This is a genomic window from Flavobacterium sp. ASV13 (assembly GCF_000745775.1).
Taxonomy (GTDB): Bacteria; Bacteroidota; Bacteroidia; order Flavobacteriales; family Flavobacteriaceae; genus Flavobacterium.
Genome location: NZ_JQJY01000004.1, coordinates 670,166 through 694,559 on the forward strand (window position 1 = coordinate 670,166; position 24,394 = coordinate 694,559).

A 24,394-nucleotide genomic window follows, 5' to 3' on the forward strand; every position below is an offset into this window, starting at 1 on the left:
TATAATGAAGAAAACACTAAGAAAGCCGGAGAACTGGCAGGACTTTGAAAGTTTGTGTAAAAAACTTTGGGGGGAAATATGGGAATGTGATGAAATAAAGAAGAATGGCCGCAACGGACAGAACCAGAACGGTGTTGATATTTTCGGCATCCCAAATAATCAGCAACATTACTATGGCATTCAATGCAAAGGCAAAGATGATTACAGCAATGCCAATCTATCCATAAAGGAGATTGATGCAGAAATTGAGAAAGCGAAAAACTTTAAACCGTCATTGAAGAAATTCTATTTTGCCACAACAGCAAATAAAGACTCAAAAATAGAAGAATATATAAGAATCAAAGATTTAGAAAGCAGAGGACTTAATTTATTCGAGATTCATCTTTTCTGCTGGGAAGACATTGCAGATTTAATAGAAGAGAACAAAAGAACATTTGACTGGTATGTAAAAAGCGTTAATTACAAAAACCTTTATTCAGTCAAAGTTTCCTTTGGCTGCGACTCCGATAAACTGGCTTTTGAGCCTAAACTCATTAAAAACAATATCAGCTACGAATTAACAAGCCCTGACCGATACAGCTTTGACATCTCTTATTCACCAGAAGAAAATTTTCAGACCAGGCGCGAAATTGATACTGAACCGCAGCCTGTAAGATATTACATCAATTCAGTAGGTTACAATAAAAGCTCCTGTGTTTTTGATATCAAACTATTGAATAATGGACACACCTCGATTAAAAACTATAAACTTTATTTCCAGCTTTTAAGTGACGATATTTCTTCCGATACAGTAGATAAGAAACAATCTGTTTATGACATAAATCCTTATACCTACAATACAAAATTTTACAATCACTCTAATGAAGGAATATTTCAACCCAAACAAAGCATTCTGGTTCAGACAGATTCGATTAAAACTGACCAAATATGCATTAGACCAAATATCGAAGAACCTCAGCTAATTGAAATTAAGTGGCAGCTGGTTTCTGAAGATTTTAATGACAGCGGAAGCCTGTTTATTGAACTGAATTCTAGAATTATCAAAAGAAATACAGTCGAAAAGCTCGAATTCTATCGTAAAAATGAAACCGTACTTGAAAACTATATTGTTTAAAAAAACAACAAAAGCTGTTTAGAATCAGAATCACTATTATAAAAATTAATTATCAACATGAAATCTGACAGTAGCTTGATCTGCATAATGAATGTTACATCATTATCCGATCCTGCAGTTCCAGTCCAATAGGATTCTGCTTTGAAACCAAGTAAATTACAATTTCTTTAAATGCTTTCAGTACTTCGTCATCCGCTATAATCTGGCCTGAACTGTTTTCCCATAAAAAACTGGCAGTTCCTGCCATATAGTTTTCATGTTCAAATTCTCTTCTGACATAACCTTTTCTGGTACCTATTTTATCACCAATCTTTCTGAGATTGAGATAACCGTTTATTATACCCAGCCCCTCTTTTATAAACCTTGATCCCGGTTTTGTCTTCATAAGAACTGATATTTTATATACCGCATCCTGATTGTATCTGTGTTTCTGCCCCCATTCAATAACTTCCAAAACTGCCCTGTCATAAAAAAAAGCATAATTATTGTTCCTCCACCAATTTATCATAGTACTGTTAATACTCAGCAATGCCTGCTGAAAGTCCTTCCCGTGGTAATATCGATCTGTCTTCCATGTTTTGCATGTGCCGGCAAATTCCACCATTGACAGCCAGCATTTATAAAAATCTTCTCTTTTATCCTCGCGTTCTATATTGCTAATAAAATAGTTTTCCATAAATACAACTATCCAATCCGCCATCTGCGGTCCATAGACAAAAAGTGGCTTCCATAACTCATCCCCACTGAGATTGTCACTAAATTCCACATCCAGAACCAATCGGGAAATTTTCATAAGAACCCATCTATCGAATTCATCAGGATATTCGCTTCTATCCGAAAAAACTTCCTTTACAGGCCCGCGTTCAAATAATACCTGCTCTAAGAGCTGTTTCCAAAGCTGGCATAGATGCTTGCGGTCCTCTTCTGGAAGATCGTCCAAATTAGGCACCAAAGCAAATGCATGATGAAGCATTACCTTATTTATTCCGGGTCTTTTTTCAAAATCTTCTCCGTTATAATCCCAGCTGCCGCTATTTTTCGATTTTACCTCCCGTATTTTTGACCAGTCAATGAGATTCTTTTCAGCAGTTCCAGTTATGAATTCATCCCTAACTTTTTCCACATAGCTCTTATAATCAAAATTCTTTTTTTTATCCGAAGATTTCCCAATTCCATAATCAGGTAAATTAGCTCTGTAATTCTTATCCGCTGCCTCCGCCAGCAGTATCACCAGATTCTGCAGCTGGACAAAATTACCTTCAGACCATGAGAGGTGTTTTGCTGTTTCCAAAAACAATATGCTGAGCGTGTCATAGGGGCATTTTATGACCAGTTCTGCAATTAGAGCACGCAGGCGCATGCTATTTAAATCTTCAATCCAGACAGCAGGCAGAATCCTTGATGCAAAAGCACACCACGAATCCTCCATATCGGTCTGATAAAAAGAATTTGGACCTGGCTCGTAATTCTTCAAAGCATTCTCTATAAAAGAAACTGTCCAATCTGCTATTTCCTGGTATTGTTTTATCCATGCATCTTTATTATAAAAAAGAAATGCGCATCCAGCAAGAACGCATTGCTGGCTTCCTCCAAAGGAATGATATGGGAAATCGTCGGGAATTGCAGAAATTTCGAGAATAGTATCCCATAAACTTTTGCTTTGCCCTGTATCCAGTCTGGTTTCATTTTTGATGGCTTGCAGGCATTTAAATGGAAAAGCAAACAGATCAAATCCCAGCTCCGCATCCGATCTCGCTACATGCAGTTCTTTACTGAGTGCTTCGGGTTCTTTATAAAGAAGAAGATCGTTTTCTTCCTCCGCAGGCTTAACATAATTATTAAAATTAAAAAATGAAATCAGGCGTTTAAGATAATCGGAAGTGCGTCTGTCATCTTCTATAGTGCCAAGTAAAACAGTCCATTCCCTAGTAATTGTCTCATACTGCTTCCTTAGCTGTTCATTTTCAAGATAAAGACTTATGCACACTCCACCCATTGATCTTTTTCTTTGGGGCATACTATGCCATTCCTTAACTAATTTTATGGTCCTTGAATCAAAATTTTCTGAACCTATCATCTGGTGGCTTTCTATTTCATTTCCAAGAAAATCAAGATCTTTTTCCAAAAAGTAAAAATCCACCACAGCAAGCAGAGGGTTAAGAGGACCTAAATACAATTCAGGTTTATATTTTCCTAATGAATTTAAGACCCCTAGAAAAGCAGCTGATGAACCTTGGTTTAAAATAAAATCAACGTAACTGGCAATATCGTTAGATTTGTCTATCTCATCAATCAGAAATTTTTCAAGAGCCTGCAGTGCACTTACAATTGGATGAGGTGCCCCTGTCATATCACGGAACCAATAGTAAACGCGATAATCACCAATATAATTTCTCGCTTGGCCGTCATAATTCACTTTAATAGACGGGATACTTCTTTTCTTATGATTATAGGAGTTTGTCCACTGCTGAGAAGCAAAATTGACCAGCTTTACTACCAGAGCAACACCTGTAGAGGGCTGATACCTTAAAAATGACATAAAGGGGCCTCTGGTGTAAAATGGAGGAAACCATTCATGGGGTTCATTTATGTCTAAACTATAATGTGAAGAATTAAAATCAAAAGAAACTTCTGTCGGTCTTTCAATCAGTAAAGCAAGCGTAATTTCCATTGCTTTTTCCGGAAAATGCAAAATCATTGGAGCTAATGCATTTTCATTCAGGCAGACTTTTTCAAAGGCGCTGTCAACATTTTCATACGGTCCGTCGGGCCACTGTATCTTATCCCTTATTTTTGCAGCCGCCAGCAGAGATCTTACCGGAGATTCTTCATTTTGCGCCTGCTGTTTTTTTTGCGGTCTTTCTACTTTTATTCTCTTGCATAATTTTAAAGCCAGCTCAATGACAGGTTCCGGATGCTCGGCTACGCCTGCCATAAAAGCCTTATAAATCAGCTGATCGGCATCACCTTTAACAAACCCTCCTCCTAAACTGAACTCAAACATCCAAAGAGCATTTTCCAAGGCGACAGCAGAAATTTCTTCACGGTATGGAAAACCGGAACCGGTGTAATCAAGCCACATTGAGCATAGCACTGCTAATTTCCTTCTGCAATAAAGTATGACTTCTTTTTTATGTTCAAATAAAAACTCTATTAACCCCGGCCAGTAGAGAAAATCCGGCATTCTATGGTAAGAGGCTGCCTCTGCAACTGTAAGTTTTCCCTGTTCTTTGGCAATCTGCATTACATTTGGGTTTGGCTTTGTAGCCTTTATCAAAAACTGTCCAATAAATCGGTTAAAAAGCTTGCCATCCTCTTCTTTTAAACAATCGTAAACCACGGTGAGATACTTGTAAGTATCTGATGAAAAAAATATTGATTCAAGCAGCAGATCCTGGACAATCTTCTCTCGCGGTTCAAGTTCTGAAAGGGATCTTATTAAGGCTTTCCATGAATTCCCGCCATCATTTTTCTCAAGAAGGTATATGCCGTAAAGCCTTACCGCCTTACGCCATAAAGGCGATCCCAGCTCAAGTGAGCTGAGATACGTTTTTATATTTTTATCCTTCGAACGCAGGAGCTTATATCTTGCCCAATCCCCCAACAGATCATGAAACAGATATAACTTATCGTCGTGCTCGTAAATATTTTTTCTTATTTTTAATCTATCCAGAGGTTCCAATTCGGAAATACTGAAATCTGATACAGGAACAGCAGCGGAAAACAACTGCGCTTGTTTTTCAGCGTAATACTGCATAAATCTAGACCCGGTACCATCAAATTCGTCCTTCCATATCCAGTCTATTATCGTTGTTTCTCCCAGCAAATCTTTATCTGGAATTGCTGTGCCAGCAGATAATTTAAACGCCAGCTGATCAAGATATTTCAGGTTATTCAAGATTCCATGCAGATGTTCATGCTTAAACAAATTAGACAGTTCGGAAATTTCTCTGCAGATCGAGAGACTGTAATCCATAATTTTCAGCTCAACGGGATAAGTTTCAGATTTTACCGGAATATTGATTCTGTAAAGCCGCTCGATAACATCACTGTAATCATCATTCTGGCATGTGAAGATTATTTTCCATCCAGAATCAGAAATAATCGCCTGAGTAAGAATCTCGTAAATCTTTTTTAGATCTTCTTCCTTAAAAAAACGGTCGATTCCATCTATAACGAGATACGAACACGATTTATGCATCTGGCTTAAAAGTTCAGTAAAATTGTGCTGCAGCCCAAAATATTGAGACAGGCTGCCACTATTCAGGCATTGGGCATCAATCCAGATAAAATTATTATGCATATCTGTTTCCCTTTCAATTAATTTCTTAATAAGAACTGATTTGCCATAGCCAGATCTGCCAACAACAAAAAGCACCTGATTACTGTCAACCGCTTCTTTAAGAGCATTTAATTCATCGGTTCTCTGCAGGCTAATTTTCCCTCCTACCAAATCTGGAATAGATGCCACGGATCTGCTGCTGAGTGAATGAATTTTCTGCCAGTCAGCGCTGTGATTTGGAAAACCTTTTAAATAGAATGAAGGTGCAAATCGGTTTATTAATTTTCTATAATCGAGATAACCGGAAACAGGAGCCAATTCACTTCCTATACCGCATAGAGATTCGTACAGCTTGATTTCAATTTTTCCATCCGGCTCGGCTACAAGATTCCGTACCATTGATATAATAGCATTTTCACTGTTAGAATTTGGTTTTTCAAAATCAAACTCCATGAAAAACAATCTGCTTAACATGATAACTGTATCTTTATCTTCTATTTTAAATTTTGAAGCTATTTCTGCGGGACAGCAAAAGCTTTTGAATAGTTTCCGCTTTGTTATGGAAAAACCGCCTTTGTCATTTGTGATGCGCTCAAAAAATACTTCAGCATCCATTTTCTTTGCACAAGAAAGCAAATCGATTAAATCCCCGGAAATTGATGAAGGTATTACTGAATTTACAATGCAGAGATAGTCTTTCAATGGATCAAATACCTTCTTTGGCTCGCCAACAAACTGGTTCCACAAATCATATATCAAATCTTCTTTTGGTCCTGCATTATTAAACTGGATATTACTTTTTACTGATACTGCCGTTCTGCATATTTCTCCATCAGTATTTTTCTGTGTCAGCAGAAGATCATCAAAAAGCCACCCTTCAGGCCTTACCTGAAAATCGATCCTGATAATTTTGCCCAGTTCATTATTGATCGGTAATATATCTCCCAAAAAATGAGTACAGAACCAAGCGGTAACCTTATCTTCAAAAACAAATCCCCCGCCTCCCGTCTGCTTAGGAGTTGCAACTTCTCTAATTCTAGTCTCTTTTTTATCCGACATATCAACTTCGTATTACTTCAAATTTGCACTATTACCAATTGAGAAGTAAAATATACGAATAAGTAGAAAACCTGCAAATATTTTTTACTACCTATATTAAGATAAACATAATAATGTCACCATAAAGCAGCGTAGAGAGTACTTACCAATCAAATATACTAGCAAGAATCTTACTTCTTAGTTAATTAAATAATGTAAAGAAGGATCATTTAGCAATCTCTCCATTTCCGAATTAATAATATCCTTCATATTTTGTTTTACCTAAAAGTAATTACACTGAATCATTATACGGGCACTACTATAGATTGAGCCCTAACTAAAAAAGGTATTTATACTTAGTGTTTTATATTCTTTAATCTTTAATTTTGAAAATATTGAGCTTAATGTTTTAATAAATATTCAAAATCCATTTTGCAAAAACACTTTTATTCAATTTTTATTTTTAAAATAAATTTTACAATTACGTTTTTCCGTAAAAACTTTAAATTTAAATTTCTAATTTTTGCAATTATCTTAATTAATCATTTAATTAAATAGCTAAATAAAGCAATATGATTTTACATCAGAAAACACTCGAGAAGTTAAGACATCTTATCAATGAGGAAACCGAATATAGAACTGGTCCAAAACTGGTTACGTTTTTCAATAATTTAGGTTTTAACGATTCTTATGGTGAAGGTTTTCCATCCAGATGGAAATTCACTGATGAAAAACTAAGTAAAATTAATGGAACACCAGAATTGGATAAATGCATTATTCAACTTTTTGCCCCAGTAAATTTCATTGGAAACCTTACCCGTCTAGATAAAATGATTGATGATTTTAATAAATTCCTTGTTTTTGATAGTTGGAAAATAATACGCGATGGAGCTACTGTAAGTTTTGGTAAAGCCGACAAAATAATTTTTGAAGAAACAAATTCTAAAGCAAATTCAATAGAAGATGATTTTCTAAAAAAAGAATTCGATGAATTAGGATTAGATACATTGAATTTAGAAACTTCACTTACAGAAACGCTTAACCATAGGCTTTCAGAAATCCAAAAATGTTTGAGTGTCGAAGCTCCTCTTTCCGTTATATTTTTATGCGGTAGTACTTTAGAGGGTTTATTAAACGGCATTGCAAACAAACATCCTAGAGATTACAATACAGCTTCTAAAGCTCCTACAAAAGAAGGCAGAGTAAAACATCTTAGTGAGTGGACACTAGCTAATTTAATAGAAGTTTCCTGCGAAGTTGGATACCTCAATGAGGACGTGAAAAAATTCAGTCATTCTCTTAGGGATTTTCGAAATTATATACACCCAAGTGAACAGGTAAAAAATCGTTTTAACCCTGATCATCATACTTCTAAAATTTCTTGGCAGGTCCTTAAAGTTGCTATACATCAAATTAGTCAAAAAATAAATAGTACTCCCCTTTCCTAAATGTTTTAAAAGTTTAAAACATTGTCTTTCTCTTTTTGTAGTGTTTTATTTAATAACTTAGGAAACTTAATTATCTTAATATATGTCTGAATCAATTCTACCTAAATTGGAAGCATCTCGTAAAGAGCTTTTAGATCTAGGAATGCGCAATACATTACTTAACTATAAGATATCCAAAGTTAAAGGCTTACAAATTGTACAAGAACAATCTTCATCGATATATGATATCTTAGTCAGGCAGAATAAAGCTATGACTTTTTTAGGACGCCCAGGCAAAGATGAAGATGATGAGGTGTTTGAACTTCCGGAACTTACCGAACCGGAAATACAAGATGCTTATAATGATACCAGATTACAGACCAATGAAACAGAATCCAAACTTCAGACTAAAATACTAAATACTTATTATTTTGCTAGAACAAGCATTGAAGAGCAGGGTGTCAATATGTTATATCTTGCATTAGGCATACTAAATTGGTATGAAAAAGGAAATAGTCAAGAAACAAGAAAAGCACCATTAATTTTACTTCCTGTAGTGCTGGAGCGTTCCAGTGCAAATGAACGCTTTCGTTTAAGATACAGTGGTACTGAAATTGGACCAAATCTATCATTGCAGGCAAAAATGATGGTAGATTACAACATCACTATTCCTGATCTCCCGGAAGAAGAAGAACTAGATCTTAAAACATATTACAGCATTATAAAAGAACGGATCAGCCATATTGAAAATTGGAAAGTTGAAGAGGATGCCATAGAATTAGGATTCTTTTCTTTTGGTAAATTTATGATTTATCATGATTTAGACAGTGAAAAATGGCCAGAAGATAAAAAACCATTCAACCATAATATTTTACAATCTTTATTCGATACTGGATTTAATGAACCTCAACCATCAATTGGTGAAGAACATCATCTTGACAATGATACGAATGCTGACGAGCTTATGCAAGTCGTAGATGCCGACAGTTCACAAGTTATTGCAATGCTTGCTGTACATGAAGGGCGTAACATGGTAATACAAGGCCCTCCAGGAACAGGGAAATCACAAACAATTACAAATCTTATAGCAAATGCTGTCGGAAATGGAAAAAAAGTACTTTTTGTTGCTGAAAAAATGGCCGCATTAGAAGTTGTAAAACGACGATTAGACAGTGTCAACTTAGGAGAAGCGTGCTTAGAATTACATAGCCACAAAGCAAACAAAAGAGAATTACACAATGAATTAAAACGAATACTTGATTTAGGCAGGCCAACAATGACTCGTTTGGAAGAAGAAATTAGATTTCTTCATCCCATGATAAACGAACTTAATCAATATTGTACTTCGGTAAATTCTGAAATTTCAAAAAGTGGTTACTCAGCACAAGAAGTGATGGGAAATTTACTAAAAATAACAACTCATAATAAAGATTATAAATTTCCTAAAATACAGGTTGAAAATATTAGCGTATGGGATTCTATAAAGATTAAAGAGGTTGAACAGCTGGCTGAAAAAATACAGGTAAGACTAGAAAAAATTGGACAACCTGAGAACTTGCTATTTTATGGAACTGATATAAAAATTTTTCTCCCAATAGATGAGGAAACCTCAAAAGAATTATTAGAAATTGTAATTAAAGATACAAATGAGGTAATAACTCTTATTACTTCCATTTCAAATTATGTTGAAATTAATCCGTCCACAGAAATAGATGATGTTAAGCTATTATTAAAAACTATAAAAACTGCATCTGAGAATCCAGGTCTCACATCCATGAATATAACCGATTCTGCTTGGCTCAATAATGAAGCTGATATTGCCGAATTATTAGAAACTGGAATTCGACTAGAAGAACTGCATACACAATATGACAATTTAGTTATTCCAGAAGCTTGGGATTATGATCTACTTGAAATCAGGCAAAATTTAATTGTACATGGCAGTAAGTGGTATAAATTTTTAATAGGAGATTATAAAAATAGTGTAAAAAAATTGTCGACACTTCTCACAATTCCGGTACCTTCAGATTTAAACACAAAATTAGAGTATGTTAATGCTTTAATGGAAGGAAAGCGTCTTACAGCCTCTCTTCTATCTTTAGAACCTTTAGCGCAAAAATTATTTGATATCAGATATCAAAAGAAACGAACAGATTGGAAAACTGTTAAAAAAGCAGTTCAATATTTACAAGAGGTACACCTTCTTATTCAGGATGACATAATATCAAACACGTTTCTATCCTTTCTTAGCAAAAATCAGGAGTCTTCTGTTGCGGGTGACTTTTTAATTAATTTGGAGAATGCTTTAAAAAAACAAAATATTTCATTAAAGTCACTTTTAGGAAAACTGGATTTAAAAGATAATCAAATACTAAATACAAGTTTAGCAAAACAGCAAAGCTTAATAAAAAATTGGTTCGAAAATCTACCTGAGATACATCAGGCAGTATCTTGGAACGTAATGAAAGAAGAGATTGAAAGAAATGGAGCCGATTATTTGATTAGAGCAGTTTATAACTGGCCCGACGCTGTTTTGCATTTAAAAACAGCTGTACAAAAAACTTGGTACGAACATTTGATTGAGCAGGCAATGACTAATAGTGTAGAACTTCGAAAATTTGAAAGATCAAGTCATGAAGAAGTCATCGAAAAATTTAAACGACTTGATGTACTTAATCAGTTCTATAATCGCGCCAAAGTTGCTCTTAAACATTGGGAAAGTTTACCAAAACAGGAAGGCGGCGGACAAATTAATGTACTTAAAAGCGAATTCAACCGCAAAGCCAGACATATGCCGATTAGGAAACTTATGCAGGAAGCAGGACTGGCAATTCAAGCAATTAAACCTGTTATAATGATGAGTCCAATGTCAATTGCAAATTTTCTCCCTCCAAATAGTATTGATTTCGATCTGGTTATTTTTGATGAAGCCAGCCAAGTACGTCCTGTTGATGCTTTGGGGGCTATTTTACGTGGAAGGCAAATAGTTGTTGTGGGTGATACAAAGCAAATGCCTCCAACAAGTTTTTTTGACAAACTAAATACCGATACTGAAGATGAAGAAAACGTAACTGCTGATATGCAGAGCATCCTTGGAATGTGTGATGCTCAAGGTGCTCCTCAACGCATGCTGCGCTGGCATTATCGCAGTAGACATGAATCCTTAATTAACTTGTCAAACCAGGAGTTTTACGAAAATAAATTAATAATTTTTCCAAGTCCCGGATCTAAAAGCAAAATGGGTTTAGCATTTAATCACCTGCCAGATACTTATTATGACAAAGGTAAAACACGTACCAACCCTAAAGAAGCTGAAAAAGTTGCTGATGCTATTATTAACCATGCTATAAATAATCCGAAGCTGAGTCTCGGCGTTGTTGCTTTTAGCACTGCGCAAATGCAGGCTATTCAAAATACACTTGAAGTAAAAAGAAGAAAAAATCCTGAAGTTGAAAGTTTCTTTAGGAGCCACCCTACTGAACCTCTTTTTATCAAAAATCTTGAAAATGTTCAAGGAGATGAACGAGATGTCATTTTTATTAGTATTGGTTATGGAAGAACTGAAGACGGTAAAGTACCTATGAGTTTTGGACCTCTAAATAATGAAGGTGGTGAACGAAGACTAAATGTTTTAATTACAAGGGCAAAAAGCAGATGTGAAGTATTCACAAATATTACAGCCAGTGATATGAATCCTGGACCAAATGCAAAATTTGGTATTCGAGCATTAAAAAGTTTTCTTTATTATGCACAGCATGGGAAGTTTGAAAGCGACAAGGAAGAAATAATAACTAAACCCCAGCCATTTGAGGAAATTATTACTCAAAGTCTTCGCGATAATGGTTATATCGTGAGAGAAAAAGTCGGCTCTGCAGGATTTTATATTGACTTGGCTATAGTGGATAACGATAATCCTGGAAGATATATTCTTGGAATATGCTGCGACGGAAAGTCTTATGAAACTGCAAAATCAGCTCGGGATCGAGATAGATTAAGAACTATAGTCCTTGAAGGCATGGGCTGGAAATTATTTAATGTATGGAGCACTGATTGGTTCCGCAATCCCCAAAGAGAACTAAGACTTTTAATAGAAACTATTGAAAATGCTAAAAATCAAGTTGAACATAATGATGCACTTGAAGAAGAATTAATGGAAGATTTAAAAAATCTTGTTCGAGAAGAACCTGAAGAAATTGATAATTCAATCCCCCACTATATAAAAGCTTCTCTTCCTATTGAGGTTTGCCATCAAGAAATTCATACTTATTCCCTTGGAAAACTTGGAGCATGGATACATGATGTCGTCAAAGTAGAAAGTCCTGTTCATTTTGAAGAAATGGCGCGTCGAATTGCAGATGCAAATGGCATTTCAAAAATTGGAAGTCGTGTCAGAGCATCTATTACAGATGCAGTAAATTATGCTGTAAGAGCTGGATTAATCAAAGAGAAGGATGACTTTCTTTGGCATTTTGAAGATCATTTACCAGTAATAAGAGATAGAAGTTTACTTACTCCAAATTCAAAAAAATTAAATCTTATTTCTGATGAAGAGATGAACTTAGCAATCATTAAAGTTGTTGAAAGTTCCATCGCTATTCAGCCAGACAATGCTGTTATCTTAATTGCAAAACTTTTTGGTTTTGCAAGAGTTACAGAAGACATGAGAAACCATATTTTACAATCCATCAAAAAAACAGTCAAATCTGAAATTGTAAAAAAAGATGGTGAGTTTTTAAAAATAATTAAAGATTGAGTTATAATCAAAAAGGTTTAACCAAAAAAAAACGTTAAAAAGTTGAATATTAAAACACAAATCGTTTATTTAAATAAACGGTTTTCACAATGTAAAGAAAAAAAATATGCACTTAAAATCTATTACTGTTCAAAATTTTAGACGTTTAAAAAATTGCAATATTGATTTAAACCTAGAAAAGTCAATTTTTGTTGGGGCAAATAATAGTGGAAAAACTTCTGCTACCCACCTTCTATATCGCTTTTTAGGAGATACAAAAAGTAAATTTACTATTCATGATTTTAGCAGTGACTGCTGGGCAATATTTGATGCGATTGGAAATTCAGCTGACGAACCTGCCATAGATGATATTCCTAAAATCACGCTGGATTTGTGGTTTGACGTTAGTGCTACCGATTTGCATCGGGTATTAGATTTGCTACCGAGTTTAGACTGGGAAGAAACTCCCATAGGCGCACGTATAGAATTTTGCGTTAAAGACGTAGTAATTTTGATATCTAATTATCGTGCAGCTAAAGCTACTGCTGTGGCAAAAAGTGACGAAAACTACCATCCTTGGCCAAAATCTCTAACCGATTATTTATTGCGAAATATAAATGAAGAATTCGGAATTAAGTACTTCGTTCTAGACCATACTCAATTTGACGCTCAACTAAATCAGGTCGCAGGATATACACCTCTTGAATTAGGAAATGAGACTGATAGAAACGGTGGTAAAATTTTAAAGTCTATTATCAAAGTTGATGTGCTAAATGCACAGAGGCATTTATCCGATTACACACTTGGAAGATCTGAAGATCTCTCGAAAAGAATCAATAAATTCTATGAGCGTAATCTAAGACAAAAAGAAGATAATTTTGAAGCTCTACGCGCATTAGATAATTCTGAGAAGGAACTTACAGCACATCTTTCTGAAGTATTTGAACCTACGTTACAAAGTTTAAATAATTTAGCTGGATATCCGGGATTTCAAGACCCAAAACTACTCATTAAAGCGGCTCTTAATTCAGAAAATATTGCTGCTCAAACAAAGCTACATTATTCACTTTCTGATGAACCAGATTCATTAGCATTGCCTGACCAATACAATGGGTTAGGATTTAAAAATTTAATTTTCATGGTTATTGAGATTTTAGATTTTCATGCAAGGTGGATGGATGATAAAGAAAATCGCGCTCCTTTACATTTGATAATTATTGAAGAACCGGAAGTGCATTTACACGCTCAACTTCAACAGGTCTTCATAAAGCAAATACAGAAAGTTATAATGTCATCTGAAGAAACTAACGCTTTTGTTAGCCAATTAATTATTACAACACATTCGCCACATATTATTTATGAAAGTGGATTTGAGCCCATAAGATATTTTAGAAGGGAAACAGCAAATACTCATCAAACTACTAAAATTTTGAATTTGTCTACTTTCTACGATAATTCTAAACCTAAAACACGAGATTTTTTACAACAATACATGAAATTAACTCATTGCGATTTATTTTTCGCTGATGCCGCAATTTTGGTTGAAGGAAATGTAGAACGTTTATTACTTCCATTAATGATTCAAAAATCAGCACCAGATTTGAATACTTGCTATATAAGTGTCATCGAAGTGGGTGGAGCATTTGCACATATATTTAAATCTCTAATAAACTTTCTTGGATTAACAACATTAATCATAACTGATATAGACAGTATTTATCCAGTATCATCACCTTTAGCTGAAATTCATCCCGCTGGGGCTGAACAGAAAGCCGCTGAAAAAGCTGTTATCGATCCTGAAGTTGCAGGAGATGAACCAGTAGTTGTTAAAGAAGTTATTGCTGCCCCAAATGATGATGATGATGATGATGACTTTGATTACGAAGAGGAAAACGAAGATGAAGATGAACCGGTAGGTGAAGAAGTTGCAGAAAAGCCTTTACGTGGAAAATGTCCTTCACAGATAGAAGCATGTATAACTTCTAATCAAACATTAATAAAATGGTTACCTAAATTACAATTAGTTTCAGAATTGTTTGCTGCAAATGAACAAAAAAGAACCCAATTAGCAGACGAAAAAGGAAACGCTTTAGTCCATGTTTGCTATCAATCGCAACAATCTGTAACTTGGGAAGGTGAAACAGCAGAATGTGCGGGAAGAACAATTGAAGAAAGTTTCGCATTAGAAAATCTTGCCTGGACTCAAAATATTTTGAGAAAAAAACTTCGCCTTCGCGTCATCACGAATGCGAATAATAGAACCTTAACTGAAGTAAGAGAACGTTTATTTGAAAGAATAAATATTAGCGATTTTAATAAAACAGATTTTGCTCTTGCTCTTATGATGGAAAATTTAGCTGATTGGAACGTTCCAGAATATATTGATACAGGCTTGAAGTGGCTTCAAAGGAGCATTGTAAAATTACCACCACCTGCTCCTCTAAGTCCGCCACCAGCAGAATTAGTTGTTGAACCTAAACCAGTACCAGCCGAATAATTATGAGTGGAAGAATAAATAAACCGGATACTCCGGCTGACATCGAATTAAGAAAATGCCTTGCAGCTAAAAACAGTTTTGTTATAGTTGCTGGCGCAGGTTCAGGGAAAACCACATCATTAATTAAAGCTCTAAAGTACATAGACGACACAGAGGGCAAAACTTTACGCCAGCAGGGCAAAAAAATTGCATGTATTACTTATACGACTGTAGCGGAAAAGGAAATTTTAGATGATGTCGGACATGATCCTTTTTTCCGAGTTTCAACTATTCACTCATTTCTTTGGGAGCTTTTAAGGCCTTTTCAAAAGGATATTAAAATTTGGGTTAAAGCTAAAATAAAATCCAAACTAGAAGAATTTGAGATAGATCGACAAAATTTTTCAAATAGAACTCGCCAGACTACTCGAGAGAATAATGCTAGAGATACTGCAAGATACATGTACATTGATGCCAATATAGACAATGTACCTTCATTTACTTATGAGACAGGTAGTAATTATTTGGAAGGAATATTAGGTCATAGTGATATTATCAGTATGGGGCCGTCCTTAATTACTGCTAGTCCGCTATTGCAAATAATCCTTGCTAGTAGATTTCCTTACTTCTTCATTGATGAGAGCCAAGATACAATCGGCGAGTTTGTAGATGCAATGAAACAGGTAGAACATAATGTAGAAGATTTTTGCTTAGGATTCTTCGGAGACCCAATGCAAAAAATCTATCACACTGGCTCTGGAGCAATAACACTCGAAAAAGGCTGGCAAGAAATCCAAAAGCCTGAAAATTTTAGATGTTCGACATCTGTTTTACGGACTATTAATAACATCAGAGCAGCTGGTGATAATTTACAGCAAAATGGTGGAAGGGTCGAATTGATAGAGGGAAACCCTTTGCCAGTTGAAGGAAGTGCGCAAATATTCATCATGCAAGCTGATGACAGAAGAGCAGCAAAGTTAGCGAAGGTTAGAGAATACCTTTCGATACAGTTAGCCGATCCTTTATGGGTTTCTGATGAAAAGATTGCTGATGTAAAAGTTCTTGTAATTGAGCATAGAATTGCTGCAACCAGGCTAGGATTTCCTGCGTTATATTCCATTTTTAAAGACGGTACTACCGATAGTCTTTCAATGAGTTTTAGCGAAGGTAGCAATTGGGCTTTACTTCCTTTTCAAAGATACATTTTACCACTTGTGTCTGCATTTCGGGATAGAAAAGATTTCTTAGTTGTTGAATTATTAAAGAAATATTGTCCGATTATGCAGAAATCATATCTTTCAGCTCCTGAAAATGAGCCTTTGGTCATTTTGCGCGAAATTAAAACTCATTTAGGCGAACTAAATAATCTTCTTAGTGATACAAGCAATGCAACGGTCGTCGATGTTTTAAATTATTTGAATGAGTATGGTTTGATTTCATTAGATGAGCGTATTAGCACCCGAATTGGTGATGCCCCTGAAATTGAAGCAGATGACGAGGATGTTACTATAACCGATAGAGTTATTGCTGCTTATTTAAATTGTCCAGTAAAAGAAGTTTGGGGTTATAGCATATATATCAATGAAGAATCGCCCTTTTCAACGCAGCACGGTATTAAAGGGGATGAATTTATGAGGGTTGTAGTGATACTAGATGACGAGGAAGGGCGACGGTCATCATCCTATTCTTACGAAAAACTTTTAGGAATTAAAGATCTATCAGATAGAGATAATTCAAATTTAGATGCAGGCCAGGAAACTACTTTAGACCGAACAAGGAGATTACTATATGTTTGCTGTTCGAGGTCACTTAAAGATTTAGCAGTAATTCTTTTTGCTGCTGATATTCAGGCAGCCACGGAAGCAGTCTTAGCAACCGGAATATTTCATCCACAGGACGTTAAGAATGAAACCACTATTGACATTGTATTAGCCAATTAATTTTTTATGCTTAGGCGGATAACTTCTCCTAAACGCGAATCTAAGTATCAAATTTTTCCTAAGCTTATATTCATTTATAAATTTAAATAGAGAAATGGATATGTTAATTACAATTGGAGAATTAGAAAGGTGGAGTTGCCTCCAAAAGTGCCACAAAAAAAAAGCTAAGGTGAATTTATCATTAATTTGATATTTCAAATTTTATAACACAATCCTTACGTTCAAATCTTCATCTTGCACTTAATCCATTAAATTCAAACACTTCTCTGCCAAGTTTCAAATGGCGGAGCGTCCCTATCCAAAATTAAAAACCATTTTAAATACACCCAGAATAGATAAATTACTTTTCTTACAAGCATTGAAAGATTTGTTGTTCTAACGACGCTAAAAATTGGTTTATTTCCCTGGAAATCCTTTTGCTCCGGGGTTCGACACAAAAGATCAGAACGCAAAAGCGGGAAGAGTTCCTCAGGCATTAAGCACATTTTTTCTATTGAAAATAACTAATTTGACTTCCCGCTGCACGTTCTTTTAACTCTCAGAGCTTAACCTGGAAACTTCCTTAGAAATATCTTGCGTAAATTTAGATAGAGGTCTGCGGTGAATATCTTTGGAATCCGGATAAGTCCCTAAAAAGAAACGTTCTATTGAAAATCCGCTTCCTGGAAATAAAGTTCTAAATGATTCCTCCAGATCTTTCCTGTAGGTCTGATTATAAATCTGGGTCCTGATTATAATTTCTTCTGCAAGATCCTTCTGTGCATTGTAAATACTGCTTATATGAAAAGTATCCTCCAATGATCCTTTTCCTTCTCTATTTTGAAGTGGCTTATCAGGATCATCAAAATATACCATCAGCTTTTCGGGATCATAGCAAAGCATATACTCCGTGAGACTGTCTTTTAAAGAAAAGGTATAATTACTCTGCAATTGAGCGTCGCCGTACAGCTTAAAATTCACTTTTTTCTTTCGTTTTACATTATTACATACCGCACAGCAAGGATAAAGATTGTAGATAGTAGCGCTTAAATACGGGTAATCAGCCTTCGAATAAGCATGATCTAATTGATATTTGGCAACTTTTAATCGACCATTTAATTTTCCCGCTTGTGTATAAGTATTTTTCTCCACATTCAATGCCAGTTGGGAATTGCAGTAAACACAAGATTTAATGCCCAGTCTGCTGAATAATCTTGGATAAAAATTTCCTCTGTAAGCTGAGTAGTTAAATTTTAAAACTAAAAGATCATGAAAGCTAATATTATTAATGGGCTTTCCTGAAGAATTCTTTTTATCTGCATCAGCGAGTTTTATGGTATTCTTTGATTTGGGAGTCTCTCCCAGTTCGGTTATCAGATCTAAAATTCGATCCTGATCGGCCGACATAAGATTACATACCGAAATCTTTTGAATTATCTTTTTCAAAAAGCGTTTTTGTTTTGAGTCCAGCTGATCAAAGTAATTTGATTTAACCTGCAAAAGGTTGTGTCTAATTTCCTTTCGCTGCTTTTCCAAATCTGCACCAAAAACACGTATGCACTCATCCAGGACAGATTTATCTATTGAGATCATATTTTTTTTGAAGTTCAGTTAATCTTTTAATTTCATTACTTATTGCCACGGGAAATTTCTGAAAATATAATTCTCTTAAGCTATTCTTGATCAAGGGCTCCCCGATTTGCTCTATGAGGCGAAAAATCTCATCCTCATTCAATTTCTTTTTTGAAGTGCCTTGTAGAAAATTCAGCACCTCATTAATTTTATAATTAGCAAAATCCCCTCTTAGACCATTTGAAATAAAGAATGAATCCGAGAGAAGAGTATGGATATTGGCGGCAAATGTTGCTTTCTGTTCATTTAGCGAATCTTTTACAATAGTGTTGTAATCAAGCACCTCATCGCCTTGTTTCTGAAGAAAAATGGTGTTATAATTCAAAAAATCTGATGCGGGAATTGCCGAATTCGTGGTTAAAATGATCTGTATGGTTCTTTCTCTTGAAGGATTAGAATAAGCAACTGGCAAGAACTCAAGGAGATTAAACAGTATTTTTTTCTGCCATGCCGGATGCAGATATGTATCTCCTTCGTCAATTAAAATAATGAGATGCTTCTCTAAATTCACCGCATTCTCAGCTTTGTTTGATAAGCAATAAAACCTTGAATAAATATTAAGCAGTGCATTTTCCCCAGTACTTAGATTTCTCCAAGAAAACTTTAAATATCGATTAATTTTAAAGGTCTTTCTGTAGAACTGTATAAAATTCTTTAAAAATTCTTCATTGGAAACCTCACCATCATAAACATTCATATAAACTGCCGGATTTCTGCGGTCAACAGAGTAATTAAATAACTTGGCACGGTTTTCCTGTATAAAGTTCACAAACTCTAAGCTATTTGAAATAAGCGTGTCCAGATATGAAATCCTGGGATTGCTATTTTGCAGCTGCAGTTGTACTTGTTCAAAAAAGTAAGCAATTCGCTCCTCATATTTTATATATTGAACCAGTTTGTCCTCATTTACAATAAAATCACCTGAAAATTTAAACTCAAAACCCAGGTTTTCTCCTTGCGCCTGCACCTGAAGCAATTCACGTACGAGATTTTCCAGCACTGCTGCAATCAAGTAATTTATATGTAACCCGGATGTATTTTCTATGACAGCCATTTCATCAACTTTGAAATACTCAGCCACATAATGCCCTGTAATGACTTGTTTAAGTTTCTCAAATTCTATATATTCATTACTGTCTTTTTTGAAACTATTTAGAATTTCATAAATACTTATCATTAGTGTCTCGGGTAATCTAAATGGGAAAAGATCACGTGGAATATCACTTGTAATTAGAACTATCTGTCTGTCAATATCCTCCCCGAGAAAAATAGCGATGTGATCTTCTTGGGGACTGATAACTCTTTGATCAACATTGTTTTTATAATCCTCATAAATAAGACCATTGGTGGAAATATCATGAAGACCACTAATACTGCCTCCTGGAGTACCATCAAAGATGTTTGAAAAGTAAATAATATCGGTTGCTTCCAAACCTCTAAAATCATATCCAAAACTTATGATTTGATCTTGTGTAGGGTTAATAATGATCTCTATTTCAAAAGCAGCATTATCAATTTTTATCTTTTGGTAAGTGGAAAAAATTTTAATTTTACCTTCTGTTTTTACCACTAAAACAATTGGATATTCAAGATTCTTACCACTGGATAAATTATCTTTTATAAAATGCAGAATGGAGGATTTCCCGGTTCCATTTTCCCCTATTATAGAACTTACGTTTACTATATCTGCACCTTGTTGACTGATATTATAGAAGTTATCAATAAACATTTTATTTTCTTTGAAATTCAATGTTTCCTTTTCTTTATCAAAGGTGAACCTGTATTGACCGCCAAAATTAAGATTCATCTGATTCAAACCTTTGTATTGATCTATATAAGCGTATAGTATTTCCATAAATTATTTTAATATGACTGCTAAGAGCAGGTGTTTGTTTAATGTATTGTTTTAGCTAAAATAGAATATAGGCAAACAAAAATGAGAGCAAATCTTAATTAGCTAAAGAATTGTTTTCCTGGCGGTATTTTCCTTTGCCTGCACCCCATTTGGAAAACATATATCTTTTTCATAGATGAAATAACGCTTGGAATTGTTCCATGGCCAAAAACCAGGAGCAATATTAAACAAATATTCAATAATAGTTTTTCGATCTTTATCGGTTTGCCTATTGAGTTCTTGGGCAATAATTTCATCTAAAATCTGATCATTGGCAAATAGCGCAATAATTTTTTCTAATTCCCTCGAAGCAATCCACTTTCTCCAAAAAGTAAAATCAGTATCAATACCTAAATAAATCCGCTCACGCCCCCAGGACCATCCTTCTCTGAAATCAGAAAAACTCTCACTGTAAAGAAGTATTGCAATACGCAGTTTCTCCATGTTCTTTTTGTTGATCAGCTCCAAGAAAAATTGATATGATTTTTCGAATTCCGCCAATGCAAAATCACTGAAATGATCTGGTTTTATAATCTCGACCCATTTAAAAAGCGGTTCTATTATCCCATTGAAATAACTATGATCTTCGGCCAGCCAAAATTTATTTTCAATATTTTCGCGCTCTGTGTTATCATTGGAATTTGCATAAATCATTAATTTTTTAATTTCCTCTTTAGTTAAAATAGTTTTGAATTCATCTGATTCTATTTTTATAAAGTTAATTACATCATTATGTCCATTTTCTTTGGCCAGTTTAATTGCTGTATCAATTGATTCTGTATTTCTTGAAATATTTGAGAAAAAGCGCATGTATCGAAACAATTCATCGTAATTTACATTCTCATGCGCTATGAAATATTTTTTTCCGTCAAACTTTACCTCACTGGAGTTTTTCAAATAGATTAAGCACGGGTATAAAACCATTAAATTTGGCCTCTGAATTCGTTCAAATTCCTCTTTTAAGTTTATGATCTTACCATTTCTATGGGTGAGCATTTTTTGCTGAACGGTCATCAGTAAGAAAAAAGCTTTAAAATATTCTTCGACAGTTTCTATTGAATACCCCTGGGTTGCTTCTATTTTTTTTATCCAGGATAAAAACTCGTTAAATCCTTCATCCGCGCTTAATTGTAACCCTCTGTTTATCCAAAAAAAATCCTGCCAGATTTCCCATTTTGTAGTCCAGTCCTTTTTACTCCCGCCTGCTACTTTTGATAAAAGTACTGATTTTTGATGCTCATTTGCCTCCATTGGATCTCCGCAGGTATTGACAATCTCGTACATTTTCTCACCGTATTCCCTAATTTTTGAATAGGTTTGTTTTGATCCCTGTTCTTTAGCTTCAAGGTTGATATAGACAAAGCCGATTTTATTTAAAATAAAATCAGTAACAGCCTTGAAATTAACAGCATTAATTAGATTGCTTATGTCTGTCAGAGCAGCGAGAATATTTTTAATAGATGGATCGTCTTTGTAGTTGTCCCTGAACCAGCTTGTTTTAGAAACATCTGCCAGGTCTGTTACTTCCTTACAATTAAAGGTAAAATTAACCAGATCATTAATAAAATAGTCCGTAGTGTTTCGCACTTCATAACTTAGTCTTGGCTGTCCGTTTTTAAATTGCAAAAGGCCGCTTAATGTATCATTTTGCTGATAACAATTTAAAACTCCAATAATTAAGTATAATGTTGTAAGTCTTTGCTGTCCATCACACAGATAAAGAAAACCCTCAGGATATTCATAAGTATAAATAATACCATAGGAAAACTCATTGTATTTTAATTTACTTTCAGCTTCCTTGATTAACTCGTTTGTGAAATTATAGGTCAAGCTTTTTTTATTGTGATTTGTAAGCACTGTACCCCAGCAGTAATCCCTCTGCAGATCAGGAATTATAATTTTATTTTCATTTTTTAATACATCACCTAGCGTATTGAATGTTCCTTGATTCATAGATTGTATTATTTAAAGAAAGTATCGAATTCCGTTTTAAATTCAGTGGCATTTTTTTCAATTTCTTTGACCTGCCACTGTGTGTGACTCCCAAAAATTGACAAGGTATGGAGCCAGAGTCCATAATTTTTAGTTTTCGAATTTATAATTCCTTCAAAAAGCAGTTCTTTCTTGTCTTCAAATGATTCGTTACTCAATTTACTGTTCAATCCACTTGGTACTAGTACTAAGTTACCAACTGTATTGGTCAGGCTGTTGAGTTTCTCTAATTCGCTAAGACTTAAATTTGTTATGTTATTATATTTTTGAGGTTTTATATGCTCTAAACTGCGTTTGTTTGCTTTTGCAAAATCCTCGGGCAGATTATAAGACTGTTCTTCGTACAGGGAAAAATCAAATTTTTGAAACTGTTTGTTGGTTCGCATTACATTCATGCGAAGTAACTGCCTTGCCACTATTGCATATTTATTATGATATACATCCGGATGTTCTACAATTGATTTAATAAAATCGTCCTTTGAAGTTCCATCGAGGATTTCTTTGATATATTCACTTTTTAAATAGGCTTCGAAGTTTTTTTTATCATCAATATATCTCTGAACCAAATCTAGTACTCTTTCCTCTTTATTCCTTAAGCCGCAACCTTTAAATAAGAGTCCCAAATGATTGTGGATACTAACATTGTTATACCATTCCTGCAATATATTTTGAAGTAATCTCATTTTTTTAAAAACTTCTATCGCCTCAATTATCGTTTGATCTTTATTCGCTATTTCGTTTTTGAAATATTCAAATAATCCATTTTCGGCACTGGCTATTGTAGCCTTATTAAATCGGATATAAAGCCTGCAGAGAATTACCAGACCCGGTTCTGTATCTTTAGTATTTTTCTTTAACTCTAAGAGACTGCAAAATTCAATATGTTTTTTATTTTCCCACCATTTTCTCCAATTGTCCCATTCTATTGCAAATTTTGATCGCAGCTGGTTTACTTGCCATTCCAAACCCTCATTGTTTGAATCTTCACTTAGTTCTGTAAATAACTGACGTGATGCCTCTCGTAACAAATTAGATTTAACCAAATCGGTTTGAGTCATTTCTGCTTTATCTTTGTTCATCATTGAAAAGACCTTAGTTTCATCCTGATTTTCATCAAGTTTGATGTAGATAATTTTAATATTTTCCTGAATGAAATCCGTAAATAATTGTAAATTTTCTAATCCTTGTATTTTATCTTCACATAGATTCCATGCTTTTTTTAAAGCAGCAATATCCTGAATATTTTCATCACCATCACAGTGGCCTTTTAAGAATCCTTGAACTACATGATTTGCATCATCCCTTACTGAATAATGGAATTTATCTTCTAAGTTAATTTGAAGCTTCATCCCTTTGCTGTGTAGCACACAAAACAAGATATATAAAGAAGTGGTACGCTGCTGCCCATCAACGAGTTCTATTGAATCTGTAGTCTCTTTAGCTGTAATTCCCTGTAAATAATATTCATAATTAGGAATTATTTTTTCATCACGAACTGCATTGTGAAATTCATCTTTAAAATCCTGTAGTAGTAATGATAAATGCAAATCACCACGTTTGACATTTTTTTGCAAACTCCATTTGTAACCTCTTTGATAATAGGGAACCACAAATTTTCTGGTATCACTGAAGTATTCTTTTAAATTTTTAAAATTTGACATTAATGTGTATTTTCTATTACTTGATTATAATCTGCTATCGTTACTTCTTGCTGATATTCCTTAAAATTTCACCCACAATAACTAAATACTTCTTTTTAATTGTGAATTAAAAAAATTTCCAGTATTTTAAAACTTGACGGATTCTTACTCAATACATTTCTCCACGTTACTTTTCCTGTTATAAATTCCAAGAAAGATGTTTTATCTTCCATTACAAAATATTTACG

The 24,394-nt window shown here is 34.5% G+C and carries 10 protein-coding genes; 5 read left to right on the forward strand and 5 right to left on the reverse strand.

Going from position 1 to position 24,394, the window contains the following annotated elements:
* Window positions 1-4: 4 nt before the first annotated feature.
* Window positions 5-1,114: a restriction endonuclease gene (locus tag GQ47_RS13630; protein WP_051951528.1), complete on the forward strand. Its 1,110-nt coding sequence runs from the start codon at window positions 5-7 to the stop codon at window positions 1,112-1,114.
* Window positions 1,115-1,208: 94 nt separating this feature from the next.
* Here GQ47_RS13630 and GQ47_RS13635 read toward each other — a convergent pair whose 3' ends face one another.
* A complete protein-coding gene (locus GQ47_RS13635) occupies window positions 1,209-6,455 on the reverse strand; it encodes an ATP-binding protein (protein ID WP_035649296.1) in 5,247 nt (1,748 codons plus the stop codon).
* A 551-nt stretch (window positions 6,456-7,006) separates the two neighbouring features.
* Here GQ47_RS13635 and GQ47_RS13640 point away from each other — a divergent pair.
* From GQ47_RS13640 to GQ47_RS13655, 4 genes are all read left to right on the forward strand, one after another.
* On the forward strand, window positions 7,007-7,882 hold the full coding sequence (locus GQ47_RS13640; RefSeq protein WP_035649298.1) for a hypothetical protein: 876 nt from the start codon (window positions 7,007-7,009) through the stop codon (window positions 7,880-7,882).
* A gap of 82 nt (window positions 7,883-7,964) precedes the next feature.
* A complete protein-coding gene (locus GQ47_RS13645) occupies window positions 7,965-12,614 on the forward strand; it encodes a DUF3320 domain-containing protein (protein ID WP_035649300.1) in 4,650 nt (1,549 codons plus the stop codon).
* A gap of 106 nt (window positions 12,615-12,720) precedes the next feature.
* Window positions 12,721-15,090, forward strand: a complete 2,370-nt coding sequence (locus GQ47_RS13650; RefSeq protein WP_051951530.1) for an ATP-dependent nuclease — start codon at window positions 12,721-12,723, stop codon at window positions 15,088-15,090.
* A gap of 2 nt (window positions 15,091-15,092) precedes the next feature.
* Window positions 15,093-17,009, forward strand: a complete 1,917-nt coding sequence (locus GQ47_RS13655) for a UvrD-helicase domain-containing protein (RefSeq protein WP_035649302.1) — start codon at window positions 15,093-15,095, stop codon at window positions 17,007-17,009.
* Between the two features lie 531 nt (window positions 17,010-17,540).
* Here GQ47_RS13655 and GQ47_RS13665 read toward each other — a convergent pair.
* The 4 genes from GQ47_RS13665 to GQ47_RS13680 all read right to left on the reverse strand — a co-directional run bounded on the left by GQ47_RS13665 (window position 17,541) and on the right by GQ47_RS13680 (window position 24,167).
* Complete coding sequence (locus GQ47_RS13665; RefSeq protein WP_152561032.1) at window positions 17,541-18,434, reverse strand: hypothetical protein; 894 nt, start codon at window positions 18,432-18,434, stop codon at window positions 17,541-17,543.
* Between the two features lie 130 nt (window positions 18,435-18,564).
* Window positions 18,565-20,475, reverse strand: coding sequence for an AAA family ATPase (locus GQ47_RS22900; protein ID WP_051951532.1), 1,911 nt, complete (start codon window positions 20,473-20,475; stop codon window positions 18,565-18,567).
* A gap of 102 nt (window positions 20,476-20,577) precedes the next feature.
* The gene (locus GQ47_RS13675) at window positions 20,578-22,467 is read right to left on the reverse strand and encodes a DUF262 domain-containing protein (protein WP_035649308.1); all 1,890 of its coding nucleotides are present in this window, start codon (window positions 22,465-22,467) and stop codon (window positions 20,578-20,580) included.
* 8 nt (window positions 22,468-22,475) lie between these two features.
* Window positions 22,476-24,167, reverse strand: a complete 1,692-nt coding sequence (locus GQ47_RS13680) for a DUF262 domain-containing protein (RefSeq protein WP_035649310.1) — start codon at window positions 24,165-24,167, stop codon at window positions 22,476-22,478.
* Between the last annotated feature and the right edge of the window lie 227 nt (window positions 24,168-24,394).

What these genes read in the sequence shown, in the direction of transcription:
- GQ47_RS13650 (WP_051951530.1), top strand. Translation starts at nt 12,721, where the DNA reads ATGCACTTAAAATCTATTACTGTTCAAAATTTTAGACGTTTAAAAAAT.
- GQ47_RS22900 (WP_051951532.1), bottom strand. Translation starts at nt 20,475, where the DNA reads ATGGAAATACTATACGCTTATATAGATCAATACAAAGGTTTGAATCAG.
- GQ47_RS13640 (WP_035649298.1), top strand. Translation starts at nt 7,007, where the DNA reads ATGATTTTACATCAGAAAACACTCGAGAAGTTAAGACATCTTATCAAT.
- GQ47_RS13635 (WP_035649296.1), bottom strand. Translation starts at nt 6,455, where the DNA reads ATGTCGGATAAAAAAGAGACTAGAATTAGAGAAGTTGCAACTCCTAAG.
- GQ47_RS13630 (WP_051951528.1), top strand. Translation starts at nt 5, where the DNA reads ATGAAGAAAACACTAAGAAAGCCGGAGAACTGGCAGGACTTTGAAAGT.
- GQ47_RS13675 (WP_035649308.1), bottom strand. Translation starts at nt 22,467, where the DNA reads ATGAATCAAGGAACATTCAATACGCTAGGTGATGTATTAAAAAATGAA.
- GQ47_RS13645 (WP_035649300.1), top strand. Translation starts at nt 7,965, where the DNA reads ATGTCTGAATCAATTCTACCTAAATTGGAAGCATCTCGTAAAGAGCTT.
- GQ47_RS13655 (WP_035649302.1), top strand. Translation starts at nt 15,093, where the DNA reads ATGAGTGGAAGAATAAATAAACCGGATACTCCGGCTGACATCGAATTA.
- GQ47_RS13680 (WP_035649310.1), bottom strand. Translation starts at nt 24,167, where the DNA reads ATGTCAAATTTTAAAAATTTAAAAGAATACTTCAGTGATACCAGAAAA.